Raw genomic sequence first — 16,014 nt, 5'->3', positions numbered from 1 at the left:
TAATGAAGGGGAAAACGAAAATGACGAAAATATCTATAGAAAAAGCTACAATTTTAGATGCTGAGAAATTAACAGAAATAATGAAAAGAACATTTGATGCAGAAGCAAAACAATGGCTATACGGCCAAGATGATGTCATTGATTATAACATTCAACCGCCAGGATATTCTTCAGTTGAAATGATGGAATATTCCATTGAAGAATTGGATTCTTTCAAAGTTGTAATGGATAAAGAAATAATCGGAGGGATAATAGTTACGATTTCTGGTAAGTCGTACGGTCGAATTGATCGTATTTTTGTAGATCCTGTTTATCAAGGAAAAGGAATTGGATCACATGTTATGAAATTAATAGAAAAGGAATATCCGAACATAAAGATTTGGGATCTCGAAACATCTAGTAGACAAATTAACAATCATCACTTTTATAAAAAGATGGGTTACCAAATGATTTTTGAATCGGAAGATGAGTATTGTTACGTGAAAAGAATAAAAACAAGCTCAAACAAAGCCAGTGTAGTTACAAATAAAGATATGAAAAATAGTCAATACGAAAACTGTAATTTAGCAAATACAGAGTATTATCAAGTGAATTTAAAAAACAGTTCATTTGTTGGTAGCAATATAATGAATATGAATATGAGTAATTGTAATGTAAGTCAATCCAAGTTTAGAAATATAAATTTTAGAAGGTCATCATATGCAGATTTAAATCTTTCTGGCAGTAAATTTAATTTGGTGACTTTAGGTGGAGTGCAATTTAAAAATACAAGTCTCGGAGATGAGAAGGAACCTATTGTATTCGATAAATGTGATTTGGAATGTAGCACTATAAGTAATAGTAATCTGAAAAATATTGAAATAGAAAATTGTGATATAGTCGGCATGAAACTAAATGGTATTTTAATTGAAAATTTGCTTGATTTATATAACAAGGTGAAAAGTTAACCAAATCCATATCCATATAGTCTTTAATCTTTTTGGAAATTAAGTATTATATCGAAATAATTATGTAAAAATGACATAAATAAATCCGGGCGAGAAGGTCATTCGTGAACGTTTCTAGAATACACACAAATATATTGTTATTTATATGGAGGAGAGAAAGATGGGAATCAACGTTAGAGCAGTAGAAATACAAGATGCTAGAGCAATTCATCGTATATGTATACAGGATGATGTTTTACCGTATATGGTTTTCTTACCTAGCATGCGTGTAGAGGCTATGGAAAATAGAATTCGAAATTTAGCACCAAATCAATTTGAATTTGTTGCAGAATATGATGGAGAAGTTGTTGGGTTTGTAGGTTTAACACAAAGTCCGGGCCGAAGATCTCATTCAGGCGATTTATTCATTGGGGTAGACAGTGAATATCATAATAAAGGAATTGGGAGAGCACTTCTTACGAAGATGCTTGATTTGGCTGATAATTGGTTAATGTTAGAGAGAGTAGAACTAGGTGTGTTAGAAACGAATCCAAAAGCAAAAGCTTTATATGAAAAATTTGGATTTGTAGAAGAGGGAGTAAAGATAGGGAATTTGAAAGCTCATGGAAAGTTTATTAATGAAATTATGATGAGTCGTTTTAGACCGAATGGTTTAATTGTACATAATGAATAGTTGTGAACTTAAAAGAAAGTTGTACACTTTAAAAGAAAGTTGTACATGTTAAAAGAAAGTTGTACATGTTAAAAGAAAGTTGTACATTAAATAATATAATTGTTAGGTAAGAGCATAATACAAAAAACATGTTGTTTTTTGTATTATGCTCTTTATTATGAATTCAAAGTTTTTTATCTCCAAATTTAGACCTGATACGTTTGAAATATGGTTGTATAATTACAACAAAGTCGTGGATTATACAAGAAAGTTGTAGAATATACAACATAGTTATGGACTTTACAACAAAGTTGTAGACTCATTATGAAGTTCAGAGAAAATAATATATAGTGGTAAAAAAGCATGATATATAAATGTCATGCTTTTTATTTTGTATTAAATGTGATAAATCAATTTTTTGATTTATCAGTTGTAAAAGTAATGAAGTATATATTATAAATATCAAAAAAAGTTGATGAAAGGAAATTACCATGAAAGAAATAACATTGTATACTCAATCAACTATCCAATCTTTTGAGATATATGAAAAGAAGTTCAAAGCGTTAGCAGATCAAAAAAGGTTACACATTTTGTACGAATTGTGCCAACGTGGAGAAACTTGCGTATGTGATTTAAATGGTGTACTTGAATTACCACAATCAAAACTTTCATATCATTTAAAACTTTTACTTGATGCGAATCTTATTACAAAAGAAACAAAAGGAACATGGAGTTACTATAATATTAATAAAAAAGAAGTTGATGCACTATTATCTGAGCAATTATGCTGTATATTTCGTCCTATGTCATAATGCTGTTTGGGATGAAATAGCATTTTAATATATTTTAAATCAATTTTTTTTGATTTAAAGAATTTAATTAAGAAACTACACTTATAAATTTAGATAAAATAAGGAGGATTTTTTTCATGAAACCTATTCAAATTTTATGAAAAGTACAAGAGTGTTGTGGAACGAAAAATCAAACACTACAAAACAATACTGATATGCAGAGATTTAAACAATTACCAATAGCCATTATTGGGGAAAGGACCCATAGGATTGGCAGCGGCAGCACATTTAGCAAAACAGGGTGAATCATTTATCTTATTAGAAGCTGGTAAAAAAAGAACCCTTCATGTTAAATATACATTAAACCCATAATGGCTTGATAAAAAAAGCATATATCTTAATTTACTAAGTAATAAAAGATATATGCTCTTTTTTTAATTAGGCTCTATTAGGCCTCATTATACCATTTTGAGAAAATTCTACGTTTAGACACATTTTAAAACATTTCCTGTACGTTAAGAGGCATCTTTTCAGAAAACTATATATTTATGAACAGAGGGTAAAACTCAATAATATCAACGTTTTCTGACTATAATTATGTTCATAAAGTGTGTAAACAAATCAGTTTTCAATTAGACCTAATTTTTTATTTTTCTGAACATATAGTTACCTTGAAAAAAGTTTATAATGATAAGGTTTTGTATCTCTTAGCGTACAATTTTCCCAGAATGGGGTTCGACCGAGATATACACGTGTAAAAATAGGTCATAGGCTTACCTTTATTTCTATATTCGATTTATAGGGCTTATAAGTACCGTTTTGTCTATTATGGGCACAACTAATCATCCATCTATTAGCTACTGAAAACACTTTGTTCCAACTGTATGATTAGGATGTATGATAATAAGTTAAAAAATACTATGGAAATTCGTGATTACAATTACTTTTAGAAATAAATGTATGACTAATATCCGAAATTACATTTATCTCGGGTGTACCCCAGAATGATATGGTGGCCCTCAACTAGGAAAAGAATACCGTTTTTTGATACTCCGTGGTATTAAAATCTTTCAAGTTCAGGTAAACATATAGCTCCCCTATAAATCCCCTGAAAAAATCGGCATATCTACATTTAAATCTGACTAAAGATGGTATTAGGAGCTTCAAGACGCTAAGGTGCTTCCTTGTTTAAAATATCCTATCCCGTTAATTTCTATATACATTAAACAACATTTGTTTTTTAGAATGTGAAGGTGAAAAAACGCACATAAGACTAATATCTTCTCTTAGAAACGTTTTTTACATGATGATATTTTATGTTGGTCCTATATGACCACAAAGATTAGATAAATAAACTATATTTTAATCCTATGAATGGAGATGAAAAAGCTTGCGCAAAAGAGACTTCCAGAAAAATGTTTTTGGGCATGAATTTATCATAAAAAAAGAGGATAGAAAAAATTTTTACGGTCATAAAAGCGTAATGATTTGGTTAACTGGTTATTCTGGATCAGGAAAATCAACACTTGCAAATGCTCTTCAACTCGAATTATTTAAAAAGGGAATTTGTGTTTATGTGCTCGATGGAGATAATCTAAGGCTTGGAATTAATAAGGATCTCTCGCATGCAAAGAAGGATAGAAAAGAAAATGTAAGACGAACAGCAGAAATTGGTAAACTTTTTGTAGATGCTGGTTTTGTTGTTCTTGCTGCATTAATTTCCCCTTATCAAAGTGACCGTGAGGCCGCAAGGTTACTATTTGATAAAGACGAATTTATAGAAATTCATGTACATTGTCCTATTGAAGAATGTGAAAAACGAGATCCAAAAGGGCTTTATAACAAGGTGAGAAATGGAGAAATAATCCATTTCACTGGAATTGATGACCCATATGAAAAACCACTAAATGCGGAAATCACTCTTGATACAAGTCAACTTTCGATTGAAGAGTGCACTTTTAAAGTTATGAGTTATCTATTTGATACAGTCAAAATAACTGAGTAAAAGGAGGGAAAGATTTGACTTTAGTAATTCCTCACGGTGGGAAATTAATTGATCGAATTAATCTTAATTTTGATATCTCTACTATTACTCATGAAATTGAATTTGATACAATGGCCTTATCTGATTTGGAATTAATTGCGAATGGAGCATATAGTCCTTTAACGGGGTTTCTTTCAAAAGAAGACTATGAATCCGTTCTTTCTAGACTGCGGTTTAAAAATGAAGTTGTTTGGAGTATTCCTATAACACTCGCTGTCACAGAAAAAGTAGCAGATACACTAATAATTGGGAGTTAACTTAACTTAACTTAACTTAACTTATAATAATATTGTTTATGGTGTATTAGAGTTAAAAGAAAAATATGTACCAAATAAAGTTGAAGAGGCAAAAAAGATGTTTCAAACAACGGACTCTCAACACCCTGGCGTAAAAAAACTTTTTAGTCGCCCAGAGGTTATTAAAATTTTAATTGATGGATTATTTAAAACTTAGAATACATAATAATTTTAATGCAAAAATTATTATGTGTCGAAAAAATATTTACTATGCCACAACTAGATTTTAAAGTGGGTTTAGTAGCCTTCTATCTATAAAGATAGAAGGCTACTGTATTTTGGGAGGGCAAATTTAATTTGCACTAGGGAAACATTCAATCTTTTATCAGACAAGTATACACATTATAAGAACTAAAAAAAGAGACGGAAACCATCTTTGTTCAAGCGAACCATGTCTTGTAGTTTACCCTATACAAAGAGAAATAAATTTGTGTATGAGATACAATTGAAAATTAATTATCCAAACCACTGGAATACTTATATACTTTGAAATCCTGATAAAAAATAGAATGTACAAGTTGTAAACATTCATTATCATAAAAGCTTTTATACGTAGGAAGTCTTTGGAAGAGAGGAGTGGTTATGTCTACATCTGCATAATTTCCTTCATGTGACATTTTATCAGATTGATGATGCCATGACTTTGTTATGATATGGAGTGGAGATTTTTTTAGATTATATTTCATTTCTAACGCACGAATTGTCATGTTAAATCGCTCAAGGTAAATATAATTGGAAACAAATTGCTCTTCTCCAGGTATATATTGTTGATCAATATGTGGGTCTAAGTAAGCTTGCTGCTTTTTTATATGCTGAATATAATATAAATATTGTTTGAACGAAAATCCTTTTACACTGTTTTCATCCTTATAAAGGAATTGTTTAATAGGCTTCCATTGCGGTAGCTGATATCCTGGGGGACCTATATGTGCAACAAAAGAACTAACCGCCCTATAATAAGGATTCCTGACTAATTTATATGTCTTTTTTTGATTCGTTTGTAACGCTTTTATCAGTTCACTTTGGTAGGTGGGTGCTGCTTTATATACCTCATACTCGTAATTATGAATAAAAGAATGATATTTAAATGCTGTTTTTAATTCATTAATTTGATAAAAAAACCAATGCGCAAGGGAGGTACAACCACTTTTTTGGCTCCAAAATAAAATGAGAGGAAAATCTTTTTGAAAATGTGGTATACGTCCTTGTGCAACTATAACGTTAGATGCATTTGAATTTGACATCACGTTTTCCCCTTTTTATATATTAATGTGATCTAATAATTGACGTATCCGATGATTATACGTATGTTCCCGCAATGTTCTTTTGTATGCATTCGTTGCAATTTGTAACCGTTCTTTTTCATGCGCTAAATAATACTCTGCTTTTGTAATGAATTCTGTAGAGGAATGAAACGTTTCTATTTCAGAACCTAACGTGTAATGTTTCATAAGATTAGAACGTACATCTGTTAATTGAAAAGCACATGAATTTGCAATTTCAAATGTCCGGTTATTGATAGAATGTGCTTCAATTTGTAAAGAGTTACAATTCAATGTTTGATCCTGTGTAGAACGGTGCATATTGATATTAATTTTAGTGGAAGTGTAATATCCTAAACTCTCCTCGTACGTCCCTAAGGGTTTTAATTTAATTTTATCTTTCAATAATTCATAATGCTGCAATTTCTCCCAACCGTAACCTATAATACATGTGTTTTTTTGTTTTAAATAATCAGCAATTGAATCAATAAAAGACAATCGATTTTCAAATGCAGTACCTAAGAAAGTAATATCATATAAATAAGAGACATTATTATGTGCCGGTTTATATATACTTGGGTCTGATGCTAAAGGGACATAAAATACATCATTACATCCCAATTGCTGATAAAAATCTATGATTCCTGAATCTTGTGTAAAGACATAGTCATACTGAGGCACAATGTGTTGTGTAAGATCAGAATAATAAGGATCATCTGTTAACCATAGTCCAGTTTTAAAACCATACTCTTTTAACATTGGAATGACATGATTGAAATCTGGATTTAAACCATGTAGAGCTAGGATGAAATCTGGTTTTGTTTTGATCGCTGTTTTAATAGCCTCTTTATTGGAAACCATTGTGACAGTTTTTACGACTTTCTTAAGAGCATTATATATAGACATTTCTAATGATGGATAATAAAAAGGGATGCCAGATTGCACGAACAAAATATTTTTATTTAAAATGCTCATCCTTGTCTCCTTTCTAAATTCATATTAAAAAACGCAACAAAGAATACATTAAATTATTATCTTAAAGCATGAACCAGAAAAGTTAATTTTGAATATAATAAATAATATCATCATTTACGCAGTTCTAACTTTCTACTTTTTCATTGTTTTTTTATCATCCTATGTTAATACCTTTTATGAATTGAATAAAATTTAAAATTCTATTGTATTTATATCATACTATTACTTTTTATGAGGATAGGAGCGAATTTATAATGTGTGAAACTATCAAAAGAGTCATTACGCATGGGGGGCGCATCCCACACTTTCAACAAGATTTCCCTCTCATTTTATTTTGGAGCCATAGAAGCGGTTGTACATCTTTTGCAAATTGGTTTTTTTATCAAATTGGATTATATGCTGAGGCTATTAAATATGATCCTTTCATTCATTATTATGAATTCCAAGTATATAAAAATAAAACAAGTTACTATGAAGAATTAGAAAGAGAAGTTTTACAGTTAAAAAAAGATACTTTTAAGTTGGTACGAAATCCATTTAAAAGAGCAGTTAGTTCATTTCTATTGCTGTATGACAATCCTTATGCAGAAAAACAATGGAAAAACATTAAACAGTATTTCTATAATGATCAAAATAGTAATAAAGGAATATCTTTTAAACAATTCTTATATTACGTGAAAGCACTTGACCCGAAATCTAATTCTTTAGATCCTCACTTTTCACAACAGTATATTCAAGGGGAAGAAAAAATAATTAAAAACCATATAAAACTAGAAAACTTTAACGAAATAATCTCTAAAATTGAACAAGAATATGGTTTACTACAATCAGATTTATCCCTCCTTACACAATCTCCCCATCATAGAGCACATAAAATGACCTTTAAAGGGAATTATGCAGATGTAGATATAACGGATCCTTCATTACCTAAGTTACCGACATATAAAAGTTTCTATGATAAAGAAACCTTAGACCTAGTTGTGGAAATATTCCAAGATGATTTTCTAATGTACCAGTATTCCAAAGACAGCCTTTGATTTTCATTTTATAAAAGAAAGCCTCTTAGTAAACAAGTATTTTATTCACATCAATCAGGTTATCTTAAATTTAGTTATTGATGGTAAAGAGGAGAATTATATAATGAGTATTTCAATTATAATTATGGGGATGGTTGTAGGGGTGCTAGTTGGAATGACAGGAATAGGAGGAGCTGCATTACTGACGCCATTTCTATTAACGGTAGGCATTACCCCTTCTATAGCAGTTGGTACAGATCTACTGTATAATTCTATCACTAAAATGTTTGGAATAACCCAACATTGGAAACAAAAAACAATCAACTTCAAACTCGTAAGATATTTAGCTTTAGGGAGTATACCTAGTGCAATTATTGCAATAACAACCATTCACTTTTTACCAATTCTGCATCAAAATCGAGAAGAAGTGCTCAAATATATAATAGGTTATGTTCTAATTGTTGCAGCCATCTGTATTTTTATAAAAATCCTTTTCTACAATCAATCTGTTCCAAATTACTTTCAAAAACAATCTTTAGAACAAAAGAAGAATGTAACTATTTTTATTGGAGCTATACTTGGTTTTGTTGTTGGACTTACCTCTGTTGGCTCTGGTTCTTTATTTGCTATTGTTATGATATATTTATATCAAATGAAGCCATCTGAATTAGTAGGAACAGATATTACACATGCTTTTATATTAGTTACAGTTGCAAGCATACTAAATATGAAGTTAGGAAATGTAGATTATATACTAACAATTAATTTGCTTATCGGTTCTATTCCAGGAGTTATCATAGGTAGTAAATTATCTAGCAAGATTCCTGTTAAACCACTACAATTACTTTTAGCTTTAATTATTTTCGTTAGTGGACTAAAATTAGTCATTGCGTATTGAAATTTAGAAAACATGACAAATTTTCGTTTAAAAATGTTTTAGTTTTTTATCTAAAAAGTTTTTCACCTCATCTAGATTATTATGGTGTTTATTGCCTATTCTATAATTGATCTCCTTGACAAATTTTTCAGGGCTTTCCAGTAGCTTATCAAAATGTACATCAATAATATCTTTGTTTTCTTGCTCAAGTAGATTCCGGTAATATAGAAGGTTTTCATGATAACGTGTTAAGATACTCGCAGCAGTTTGTTCGTCAATCTTATTCCTGTTTACAAGAGAAGATACAGATTCTTGTATTGGTCGCCAAGTAAATATATATGTAATGTCCTCTAATTGATTCAGACATGGTTTCCATATATCAAATGTTAAAATCATTCTAGGGTCTTTCAATCCCCATAGAGGTTTAATATGTTTACTTAAAAAAGAGAATGTATCACTTGATAGTTCAGTGGAGCAACGAAGCTCTTCTCTTTTAGGTGGGTTATCCCAAGTAGCACCAATTGAATTAAGAATTTTATCATTTAAATACACAAAATCCACATTCTCAAAGTAACCTTTTGGATTAGTAGATGAAGGCTTTAATAACGAATCTCCCATATGTATCCCTAAGACATCCAATATTCCAGCTGTCGCACTGGAACCAGAACGATGAGAAGATAATATTAAAAATAGTTTACTTTTATTTGGAATACTCAAAGAAACTCCTCCTTTTAACAACTTTCATTATTTTTTGAGAAATACATTTTAAGGGTTTCTTTATTTCAAAATAATTTTCAGCAAAAAAATAGTATAAGAAATTACTGCCCCCATCATTTACACCCTCAAAAAACGTGCATATAATATTATGTATGTTTATATCCAATATAGATCTTGGTCAAAAGAGCACTATATCTAGGCTTTCTTTTGGATTTTATGTGGATAAGTATTATATACAATAACATAGGTTTATTAGAAAAGAGCCACATTTATAGTATTATAAATGTGGCTCTTTTCTTTTTCAGGTACATCAGGAGCAACAGGAAATACATTTATGTATTGTATACATATGTTTGGTTATAAAAATTAGAATAAAAATAAGAAATATATTTGGTATTCCTTTTCTATGATTTCTGTTCAAGGTTCTAATTGTTGCCTTCATAAACAATTAAAAATAGTACTGTTAACTTTAAAATATTGAGAATTAATTAAAATATGGTGAATTCAAAAAAGATGTGGCTCTTTTAGTTATAGAGACACAAAAGGCACATCGTCGATATATTTGAAGCCAATTTAAGAGAAAGATATCTCGATGCATCTCATTATAGTTTAATCGTAACAGGCAACCTCGGACACGAAATTGCTTATGACTTACAACATAAACATGGAACAAAAGTAACAGGTAAGTATTTTCAAGATTGCGGAATACTCATGTATAGAGAAGGGCAACCTGTAATAGCCGGAGGAAGTGGCCCAGGCTGTTCGGCAACAGTCGTATACGTACATTTATTACCGATTACAAGCTCCGGTAATGCCCTCGTTCACGGGTGCGATGGAAGAAGCTGCAAAACACCGGAATTATCGGTGTAATTCCCAGCATGTTTAAAGTAACAAGTACCGGTGTATCAGCAGATATCATTTTCAGATTCATCGGCACGCTACTATTGAAAGCAAAAGGAAAAGAGGTATTTGTATGAAAGCAATTGCTAGCGTAAAAACCTGTCTTTCATGAATGTAGGCTAGAAATGGAAAGCTTCATTGCTGATTTAAAGAATAGAGTTTTAGTGTTAGAACGTGAAGGACCTCAATATAGCGTGTTTTATTAAGTAGACTGGAGGAAATTACTATGTCGAACCTACCTGAATGGACACTTGTCATTCTCCGCTCTGTATGCATATTAATTATTTTATTTGCTATCACAAAATATTTAGGAAAAAGGCAAATCTCTCAACTTTCTTTTTTCGAGTACATAGCTGGAATGACAATTGGTAGTATCGCAGCTCAAGTATCTACAGGGCTAGACCAAAAGTTTTTCCATGGCGTCTTTGCAATACTTATTTTCGCTTCGATTCCTTTTTTTGTGGGGATTATTTCTTTAAAAAACAAAGCTGCAAGAGATTTCTTTGAAGGTAAGTCTACAGTTTTAATAAAGGATGGCAAAATACTTGAGGATAATTTAAAGAAAGAAAAGTATACAAGTGATGAATTACTTGAACTTCTCCGAGGAAACGGGGCCTTTAGTATATCCGAAGTAGAGTTTGCCGTCTTAGAACCGAGCGGAGAATTAAATGTATTATTAAAGAAAGCTTCTCAGCCCCTTACTGCAAAAGACCTCGGCTTAAAAGTACCAAATGAAAAAGAACCGCAAACTGTTATTATGGATGGAAATGTACTAGATGAGCCTCTTTCAGCAAGCGGGCATAACCGCGCTTGGTTACATTCTGAGCTTGAAAAACTCGGTGTTGTCATTGAGAATGTCTTTCTCGGTCAAATTGACTCATATGGACAACTCACTATCGACATTTACAATGACCAACTCCAAATGCCTTCTCCTCAAAACAAACCTTTATTATTAGCATCTTTAAAAAAATGCCATGCTGATCTTGAATTATTTTCTTTAGAAACGAAATCTAAAAATGCAAGTGAAATGTATAGAAAAAATGCACAAAAAATTGAAGCTATTTTAAACAAGATAACCTACCTTTTAAAGGAATAAAAAGGATGTTCTGTCATCTTTGTATATTTTAGTGAGTAAAAACAATATATATGGGAGTACCTCATGCACATCATGCTAACGGATTAAAAGCTGCAAATTAAACAAAAATAGCCATAATCTATTTATAATTAGATTGTGGCTATTTTAAGTGGCCCAAAAAAGAAAGAATTGTTGTTGTGCACCAAAGATAAGAGGTCATCAAAAAAGATATTGTATTGAAACACGTGATGCTTCACAAAGATATAATAATGAACATTTTTATATTATGTATATATAATTTATAGTGAGTGAAAAAATAAAAGAACTCGTTTTTTATAAACGGATTCTACTCTTTAGGTGTGCAAGAAATTCAAGGTAACTGGACCAAAGCACCTTTTAGAATTTCTTTTGATATTAATGTATTCAAAGAAATTAAAAACGTTAATGGAAATTAACAAAATCTCTATTTGAATATAAAAAGCCCTAGAGGGGACTAGGACTTTTTACATAATAAATCTTTCTGTAGTTAAAGGATTTACTAAAGATAACACAAAAATATTTCAAAAATGTATCAAAAAAGTGGGGAAAATCGTTGTTTTAATTGGTTTAGTCCCTTGAAGGGCGCTTCAAAGAGCTAAGGTTCAAGGGATTTTAAACTCTTGTTTAACTACATGAGAACTCCCTAAGGAAAATCTATGGTATTTTAACACCCAACTGATTATTTAGAGAATTATATATTGATAAAAGAACCCCGGATTGTCCGCGGGACTTCTAAGGGTAAGTTGTCAAGTAATGACGTACTCGACTAATTAAACATATCATGAATTTATTTGGTAATAATATGGTAAATATATTCAGATATATAAGGTCATCATTTTGAACAAAAATACTGTTTTACACAACAAAACAGCCAGTTAATAAAACTAACTGCTTGTTGTACGAAAGAAATGTTTCGCTTATAAAAATGATTAAAAATGTTATACAGGAGTATAACAACAGTACATCTGTCTCAAATATTCAGTAAAGTATTAATTCGAGTACAAAAGGGTAATGTAAAATTAAGATTTTTTGTTAAAGGAGGATTATATGAATTTTATTTTGGAAGCATTTATTTTAATTTTGAGCGGCATTCTTTTATTACGAATAGCAGGTAGAAAATCTATTTCGCAAATGACGTTAGCACAAACTGTAGTAATGATTTCTATTGGTACAATTATTGTACAACCTATTGTAGAAAAAAGTGTATTAAAGGCTATTGTAAGTGCACTTATATTTGTCATTTCAGTGGTTATTTTAGAATATCTACAATTAAAATCAAATGCATTTGAGAAGTTTATTACTGGTAAATCTAAAACAGTGATTGAAAATGGCATTTTAAATGTTGTTGCTCTAAAGAAAATGCGTTTAACAGTGGATCAATTAGAAATGAGATTACGTAATCAGGGAATTTCAAAAATTGAAGATGTAAAAACTGCAACGCTAGAACCCAATGGTCAATTAGGGTATGAGTTAAAAGAGGATGCAAAACCATTAACAGTTGGAGACCTAAAAAAGCTAATTCAACCACAATTTTTAAATCAAAATATGATGTCAAATAATCTAAAAGATTTACAAGAAAAAAATAATAATTCAAATATATTCCAAGAAATTAATGCTCACTCTCATCAAGAACATCATGATTTAAAGTGAAAAAATAAAAAGAGCAGTTAGCTTTTGCTAGCTGCTCTAATCATGGACGTGGGGTCTGCTATAGTATTATCGTAATAGTCAATTTTATTCAGTTAAGTGTGAATATAGTTGGAAAATAACATACTGCATTGATACTATTAACATGTATCTAATTGTAATATTTTAGTAATGGTTCTTTGTATATATTGCTCTATTCATAAGAGTGAAATTAAACTTTTAATAAAATCCTTATGATTAGAGAATTAATGAATTGCAACCTGTATTTAACAATTTGTGGGAGAGGGAGACAGGAAATTCTGATAAGTTAAAAAGATTATGTAATTTATTACGAGGTAATTAGGTATGGAATGCTAAAAATCAATGTTTTCAGTTAGAGATGTAATATACAGAATGGTTTGTCAAGGGCAAGGAATTTTAATTTATTTTCAGCTATAAACAATGTTCAGCAAATTATGTTAACGGACCGTTAAATTACAGAACTTTCAGCTATAAACAATGTTCAGCAAATTATGTTAACGGACCGTTAAATTACAGAACTTAGTGATTAGTTTTTATGTATTCTTGAAAAATTAGCGTACATTTTAGCTGGTATATAAATGGATTAGTGTACTATTGGTGGAATTGTTATATTCTTTTCATTTCGCAAAGAAATATACAATTCAAGGTTGTAATTTACTGTAGCAAAAAAGATATCATTTATATTATTAACTCCTTGAACTGATAATTGTTGGTTTAGCCAATCCTCGTTTATATGTAATTTTTCTAAAATATTTAAACAAACTTTTCCTTCTAAGATAACAGGGAAAGAAATAGCAGACATTTTGTTTTGTATTTTAATATCTTCAAGTGTAATTGTATTTTTTGAGGGCTTTTTTAATACGCTTAATGCACCATTTGCTTCAATAATTGCTGTTTCAACATCATTTATATCAAATACGTTTTTTTCTCTTAACATTTGTAGAACATTATCAATAGAATAACGTATCTTTTTTAGATTCTTATCGAGAATTTTTCCATCTTGAATAACAATTGTTGGTTCGAAAGTAAGCAATTTATCCAGTTTTCGATTTGATATTTTCCAACTAGCAACACTTTTTTGGAGAATACCCATTGCAATGATAGTTATTACCGTTGGAAAATGCTTAATACTAGGATCAGCTATATCAGCGCCAACAACAGCACCTAATGTAATAATAATGAGAAAGTCGAATATAGGTAATTCACCAATTGCTCGTTTCCCCATAAATAGAGTGACAAATAGTAATAAAGGTAAGATGGTGATTATTCTTAATAGTACTAGTGATATTTCTTTTAAAAAATCAATCATAATTACACCTCTTTAGAAAACTTGTAATTGCGTTTGTGCTACTGTTATAACAGAGCATATATACTTGAAAATAGTGATCTGTAGCTAAAAATTAATAATCTTAATTTTGTGCAATAAAGCAATTAGTAAATGGAACTAACTGCTTTATTACATCGTACAAGCCCACACTTACAGCAATGATTTGTAACCTTGATTTACAAACGTAGTATAAATGACATTAGAAATAGTATGCGAAACGAAAGCGGATTTAATGAGTATTTTTTATTTTTTTGTATAGACAGGGTGCACCTAAAGGAAGTATTAAATATTTAATGAAATTGCATTAGCGATAGGATAATGCTTGTTTCCCTAATGCTTCCCACGATTGAATGAAAATATCTTGGCTTACTTTGTGTGCTTTTTTCACAGTTAATGGGTCATTGATATAAATGTATTTGTCCTCTAAACCTACAATAACAACAGCGTGTAAATCCAAAGGAGCTTTAATTTTTTTGTCATCATGTTTCCAAGACTCCCATCTATCTGGAAGGCGATAATCTCCTGTAGTCCATACTACCACAGGTTTACCGAGCTTAATTTGAGCTAACACAGTATTAAAAGTTTTTCCTGTTAAGTTTACTATGCGATTTGGTAGATAACGTTCCATTAATTCTTGCAACGGTTGAACGTGGACAGCGTATCCCTTATTTTTCCCAGTTATATCTCCGACAAAACCTTCTTTAGGATCTCCCCATTGAATGATGTCTCCACTTTTATTTGTAGACAGTGGAGTAGGGTCTTTTTTTATCTCGTTAGCTAAATCCATTTTATTAACTTTAATACCTGCATGCTGTAATACCATCGCTAAACTTGTAACTTCGCATCCATATTTTAATTCCGGCTTTTGCGAAATAAGCGGCACATCTAGAATAATTTTTTTAGTGGCTAAAGTGGGAGATGGCTGTAAAGGTTTACTTTTTGGAAATGAATGTGTTGTATTTTGAGTCAATTTGTTATCTTTATGTTTAACTTGTAATTCATTCTTTTTAAGAGTGGGTGGTTTTTCTGAACACCCCGTTAAAATTAAAGTTAAGACATACAAAGTTAGAAATCTTTTCATATCATTCACCTTTTTACTATTACTTACTTGATACCATAATATCCGATTCCCCGATACTTTTTAGAGGGGTAGAGGGTTTAATGAGCTTCCTTTTATACAACAAAACAGACTAACTACGTGTAATAAAACGGAATTCCAGGCGTACCGGGTAATAATTTGTGACTTTAAGTTACAGTTATAGTATGAGCGAGTTGAGGAGAGCTATGCAGGGATAAAAAGCATTAAAAGTATTAAAAGCTTTATTCTAAAAGTGACTAGTGAAGCAATTGTATATCTATATAAAATGTTTTGGAAATAAAAATGACCTTTTTGAACATTTTATGTTTTACGAAGAGAGAAATGAATAT

Annotated in this window: 15 protein-coding genes and 3 pseudogenes; 13 read left to right on the top strand and 5 right to left on the bottom strand. The window is 30.6% G+C overall.

Features of this window, described 5'->3' with window-relative positions:
- Nucleotides 1-2: 2 nt before the first annotated feature.
- From ACTFO4_RS18635 to ACTFO4_RS18605, 7 genes and pseudogenes are all read left to right on the top strand, one after another.
- Nucleotides 3-947, top strand: coding sequence for a GNAT family N-acetyltransferase (locus ACTFO4_RS18635; protein WP_002025754.1), 945 nt, complete (start codon nt 3-5; stop codon nt 945-947).
- Between the two features lie 160 nt (nt 948-1,107).
- Entirely contained in the window at nt 1,108-1,620 is a 513-nt protein-coding gene (locus tag ACTFO4_RS18630) for a GNAT family N-acetyltransferase (protein ID WP_000512619.1), read from the top strand.
- 470 nt (nt 1,621-2,090) lie between these two features.
- Nucleotides 2,091-2,411 (top strand): ArsR/SmtB family transcription factor, encoded by a 321-nt coding sequence (locus tag ACTFO4_RS18625; RefSeq protein WP_429656415.1) that lies wholly within the window; start codon nt 2,091-2,093, stop codon nt 2,409-2,411.
- A gap of 116 nt (nt 2,412-2,527) precedes the next feature.
- Nucleotides 2,528-2,723, top strand: a pseudogene (locus ACTFO4_RS18620) (glutamate synthase); the annotation flags it as partial.
- Between the two features lie 1,057 nt (nt 2,724-3,780).
- Entirely contained in the window at nt 3,781-4,395 is a 615-nt protein-coding gene (gene cysC / locus ACTFO4_RS18615) for an adenylyl-sulfate kinase (protein WP_429656416.1), read from the top strand.
- 14 nt (nt 4,396-4,409) lie between these two features.
- Nucleotides 4,410-4,691, top strand: coding sequence for a hypothetical protein (locus ACTFO4_RS18610; RefSeq protein WP_429656417.1), 282 nt, complete (start codon nt 4,410-4,412; stop codon nt 4,689-4,691).
- Between the two features lie 31 nt (nt 4,692-4,722).
- Nucleotides 4,723-4,887, top strand: coding sequence for a hypothetical protein (locus ACTFO4_RS18605; protein ID WP_440014102.1), 165 nt, complete (start codon nt 4,723-4,725; stop codon nt 4,885-4,887).
- 295 nt (nt 4,888-5,182) lie between these two features.
- Here the strand turns inward: ACTFO4_RS18605 and ACTFO4_RS18600 are convergent, their stop codons facing one another.
- Nucleotides 5,183-5,974, bottom strand: coding sequence for a sulfotransferase family 2 domain-containing protein (locus ACTFO4_RS18600; protein ID WP_440014072.1), 792 nt, complete (start codon nt 5,972-5,974; stop codon nt 5,183-5,185).
- A 15-nt stretch (nt 5,975-5,989) separates the two neighbouring features.
- Entirely contained in the window at nt 5,990-6,967 is a 978-nt protein-coding gene (locus ACTFO4_RS18595) for a CgeB family protein (RefSeq protein ID WP_440014070.1), read from the bottom strand.
- A 254-nt stretch (nt 6,968-7,221) separates the two neighbouring features.
- Here ACTFO4_RS18595 and ACTFO4_RS18590 point away from each other — a divergent pair, with 254 nt between their 5' ends.
- Together ACTFO4_RS18590 and ACTFO4_RS18585 are read left to right on the top strand one after the other, a co-directional pair.
- The gene (locus ACTFO4_RS18590; protein WP_440014068.1) at nt 7,222-8,004 is read left to right on the top strand and encodes a sulfotransferase family 2 domain-containing protein; all 783 of its coding nucleotides are present in this window, start codon (nt 7,222-7,224) and stop codon (nt 8,002-8,004) included.
- Nucleotides 8,005-8,107: 103 nt separating this feature from the next.
- Nucleotides 8,108-8,881 (top strand): sulfite exporter TauE/SafE family protein, encoded by a 774-nt coding sequence (locus tag ACTFO4_RS18585; RefSeq protein WP_150158075.1) that lies wholly within the window; start codon nt 8,108-8,110, stop codon nt 8,879-8,881.
- Nucleotides 8,882-8,908: 27 nt separating this feature from the next.
- On the opposite strand, the gene ACTFO4_RS18580 is transcribed toward ACTFO4_RS18585, so the two are convergent.
- Entirely contained in the window at nt 8,909-9,577 is a 669-nt protein-coding gene (locus ACTFO4_RS18580) for a sulfotransferase family protein (protein ID WP_150158074.1), read from the bottom strand.
- 552 nt (nt 9,578-10,129) lie between these two features.
- Between ACTFO4_RS18580 and ACTFO4_RS18575 the strand changes: the two are divergent.
- The 4 genes and pseudogenes from ACTFO4_RS18575 to ACTFO4_RS18560 all read left to right on the top strand — a co-directional run.
- Nucleotides 10,130-10,369, top strand: a pseudogene (locus ACTFO4_RS18575) (stage V sporulation protein AD); the annotation flags it as partial.
- Nucleotides 10,370-10,572: 203 nt separating this feature from the next.
- Nucleotides 10,573-10,683 (top strand): annotated as a pseudogene (locus ACTFO4_RS18570) (DUF1657 domain-containing protein); the annotation flags it as partial.
- A 20-nt stretch (nt 10,684-10,703) separates the two neighbouring features.
- Nucleotides 10,704-11,573: a DUF421 domain-containing protein gene (locus ACTFO4_RS18565; protein ID WP_429656422.1), complete on the top strand. Its 870-nt coding sequence runs from the start codon at nt 10,704-10,706 to the stop codon at nt 11,571-11,573.
- 1,065 nt (nt 11,574-12,638) lie between these two features.
- Nucleotides 12,639-13,241: a DUF421 domain-containing protein gene (locus tag ACTFO4_RS18560; RefSeq protein WP_001009361.1), complete on the top strand. Its 603-nt coding sequence runs from the start codon at nt 12,639-12,641 to the stop codon at nt 13,239-13,241.
- Nucleotides 13,242-13,842: 601 nt separating this feature from the next.
- Here ACTFO4_RS18560 and ACTFO4_RS18555 read toward each other — a convergent pair.
- Together ACTFO4_RS18555 and ACTFO4_RS18550 are read right to left on the bottom strand one after the other, a co-directional pair.
- Nucleotides 13,843-14,568: a DUF421 domain-containing protein gene (locus ACTFO4_RS18555; protein ID WP_000564871.1), complete on the bottom strand. Its 726-nt coding sequence runs from the start codon at nt 14,566-14,568 to the stop codon at nt 13,843-13,845.
- Between the two features lie 322 nt (nt 14,569-14,890).
- A complete protein-coding gene (locus ACTFO4_RS18550; protein WP_440014064.1) occupies nt 14,891-15,667 on the bottom strand; it encodes a C39 family peptidase in 777 nt (258 codons plus the stop codon).
- Between the last annotated feature and the right edge of the window lie 347 nt (nt 15,668-16,014).

The organism is Bacillus cereus group sp. MYBKT14-1 (genome assembly GCF_051915185.1).
Classification (GTDB): Bacteria; Bacillota; Bacilli; order Bacillales; family Bacillaceae_G; genus Bacillus_A; species Bacillus_A cereus.
Note: the sequence above shows the minus strand (reverse complement) of the source record. Positions and strands in the feature narration are given on the sequence as shown.

Coding starts and splice junctions, on each gene's coding strand:
- ACTFO4_RS18625 (WP_429656415.1), top strand. CDS start 2,091: ATGAAAGAAATAACATTGTATACTCAATCAACTATCCAATCTTTTGAG.
- ACTFO4_RS18560 (WP_001009361.1), top strand. CDS start 12,639: ATGAATTTTATTTTGGAAGCATTTATTTTAATTTTGAGCGGCATTCTT.
- ACTFO4_RS18595 (WP_440014070.1), bottom strand. CDS start 6,967: ATGAGCATTTTAAATAAAAATATTTTGTTCGTGCAATCTGGCATCCCT.
- ACTFO4_RS18635 (WP_002025754.1), top strand. CDS start 3: ATGAAGGGGAAAACGAAAATGACGAAAATATCTATAGAAAAAGCTACA.
- ACTFO4_RS18590 (WP_440014068.1), top strand. CDS start 7,222: ATGTGTGAAACTATCAAAAGAGTCATTACGCATGGGGGGCGCATCCCA.
- ACTFO4_RS18585 (WP_150158075.1), top strand. CDS start 8,108: ATGAGTATTTCAATTATAATTATGGGGATGGTTGTAGGGGTGCTAGTT.
- ACTFO4_RS18565 (WP_429656422.1), top strand. CDS start 10,704: ATGTCGAACCTACCTGAATGGACACTTGTCATTCTCCGCTCTGTATGC.
- ACTFO4_RS18555 (WP_000564871.1), bottom strand. CDS start 14,568: ATGATTGATTTTTTAAAAGAAATATCACTAGTACTATTAAGAATAATC.
- ACTFO4_RS18600 (WP_440014072.1), bottom strand. CDS start 5,974: ATGTCAAATTCAAATGCATCTAACGTTATAGTTGCACAAGGACGTATA.
- ACTFO4_RS18550 (WP_440014064.1), bottom strand. CDS start 15,667: ATGAAAAGATTTCTAACTTTGTATGTCTTAACTTTAATTTTAACGGGG.
- ACTFO4_RS18630 (WP_000512619.1), top strand. CDS start 1,108: ATGGGAATCAACGTTAGAGCAGTAGAAATACAAGATGCTAGAGCAATT.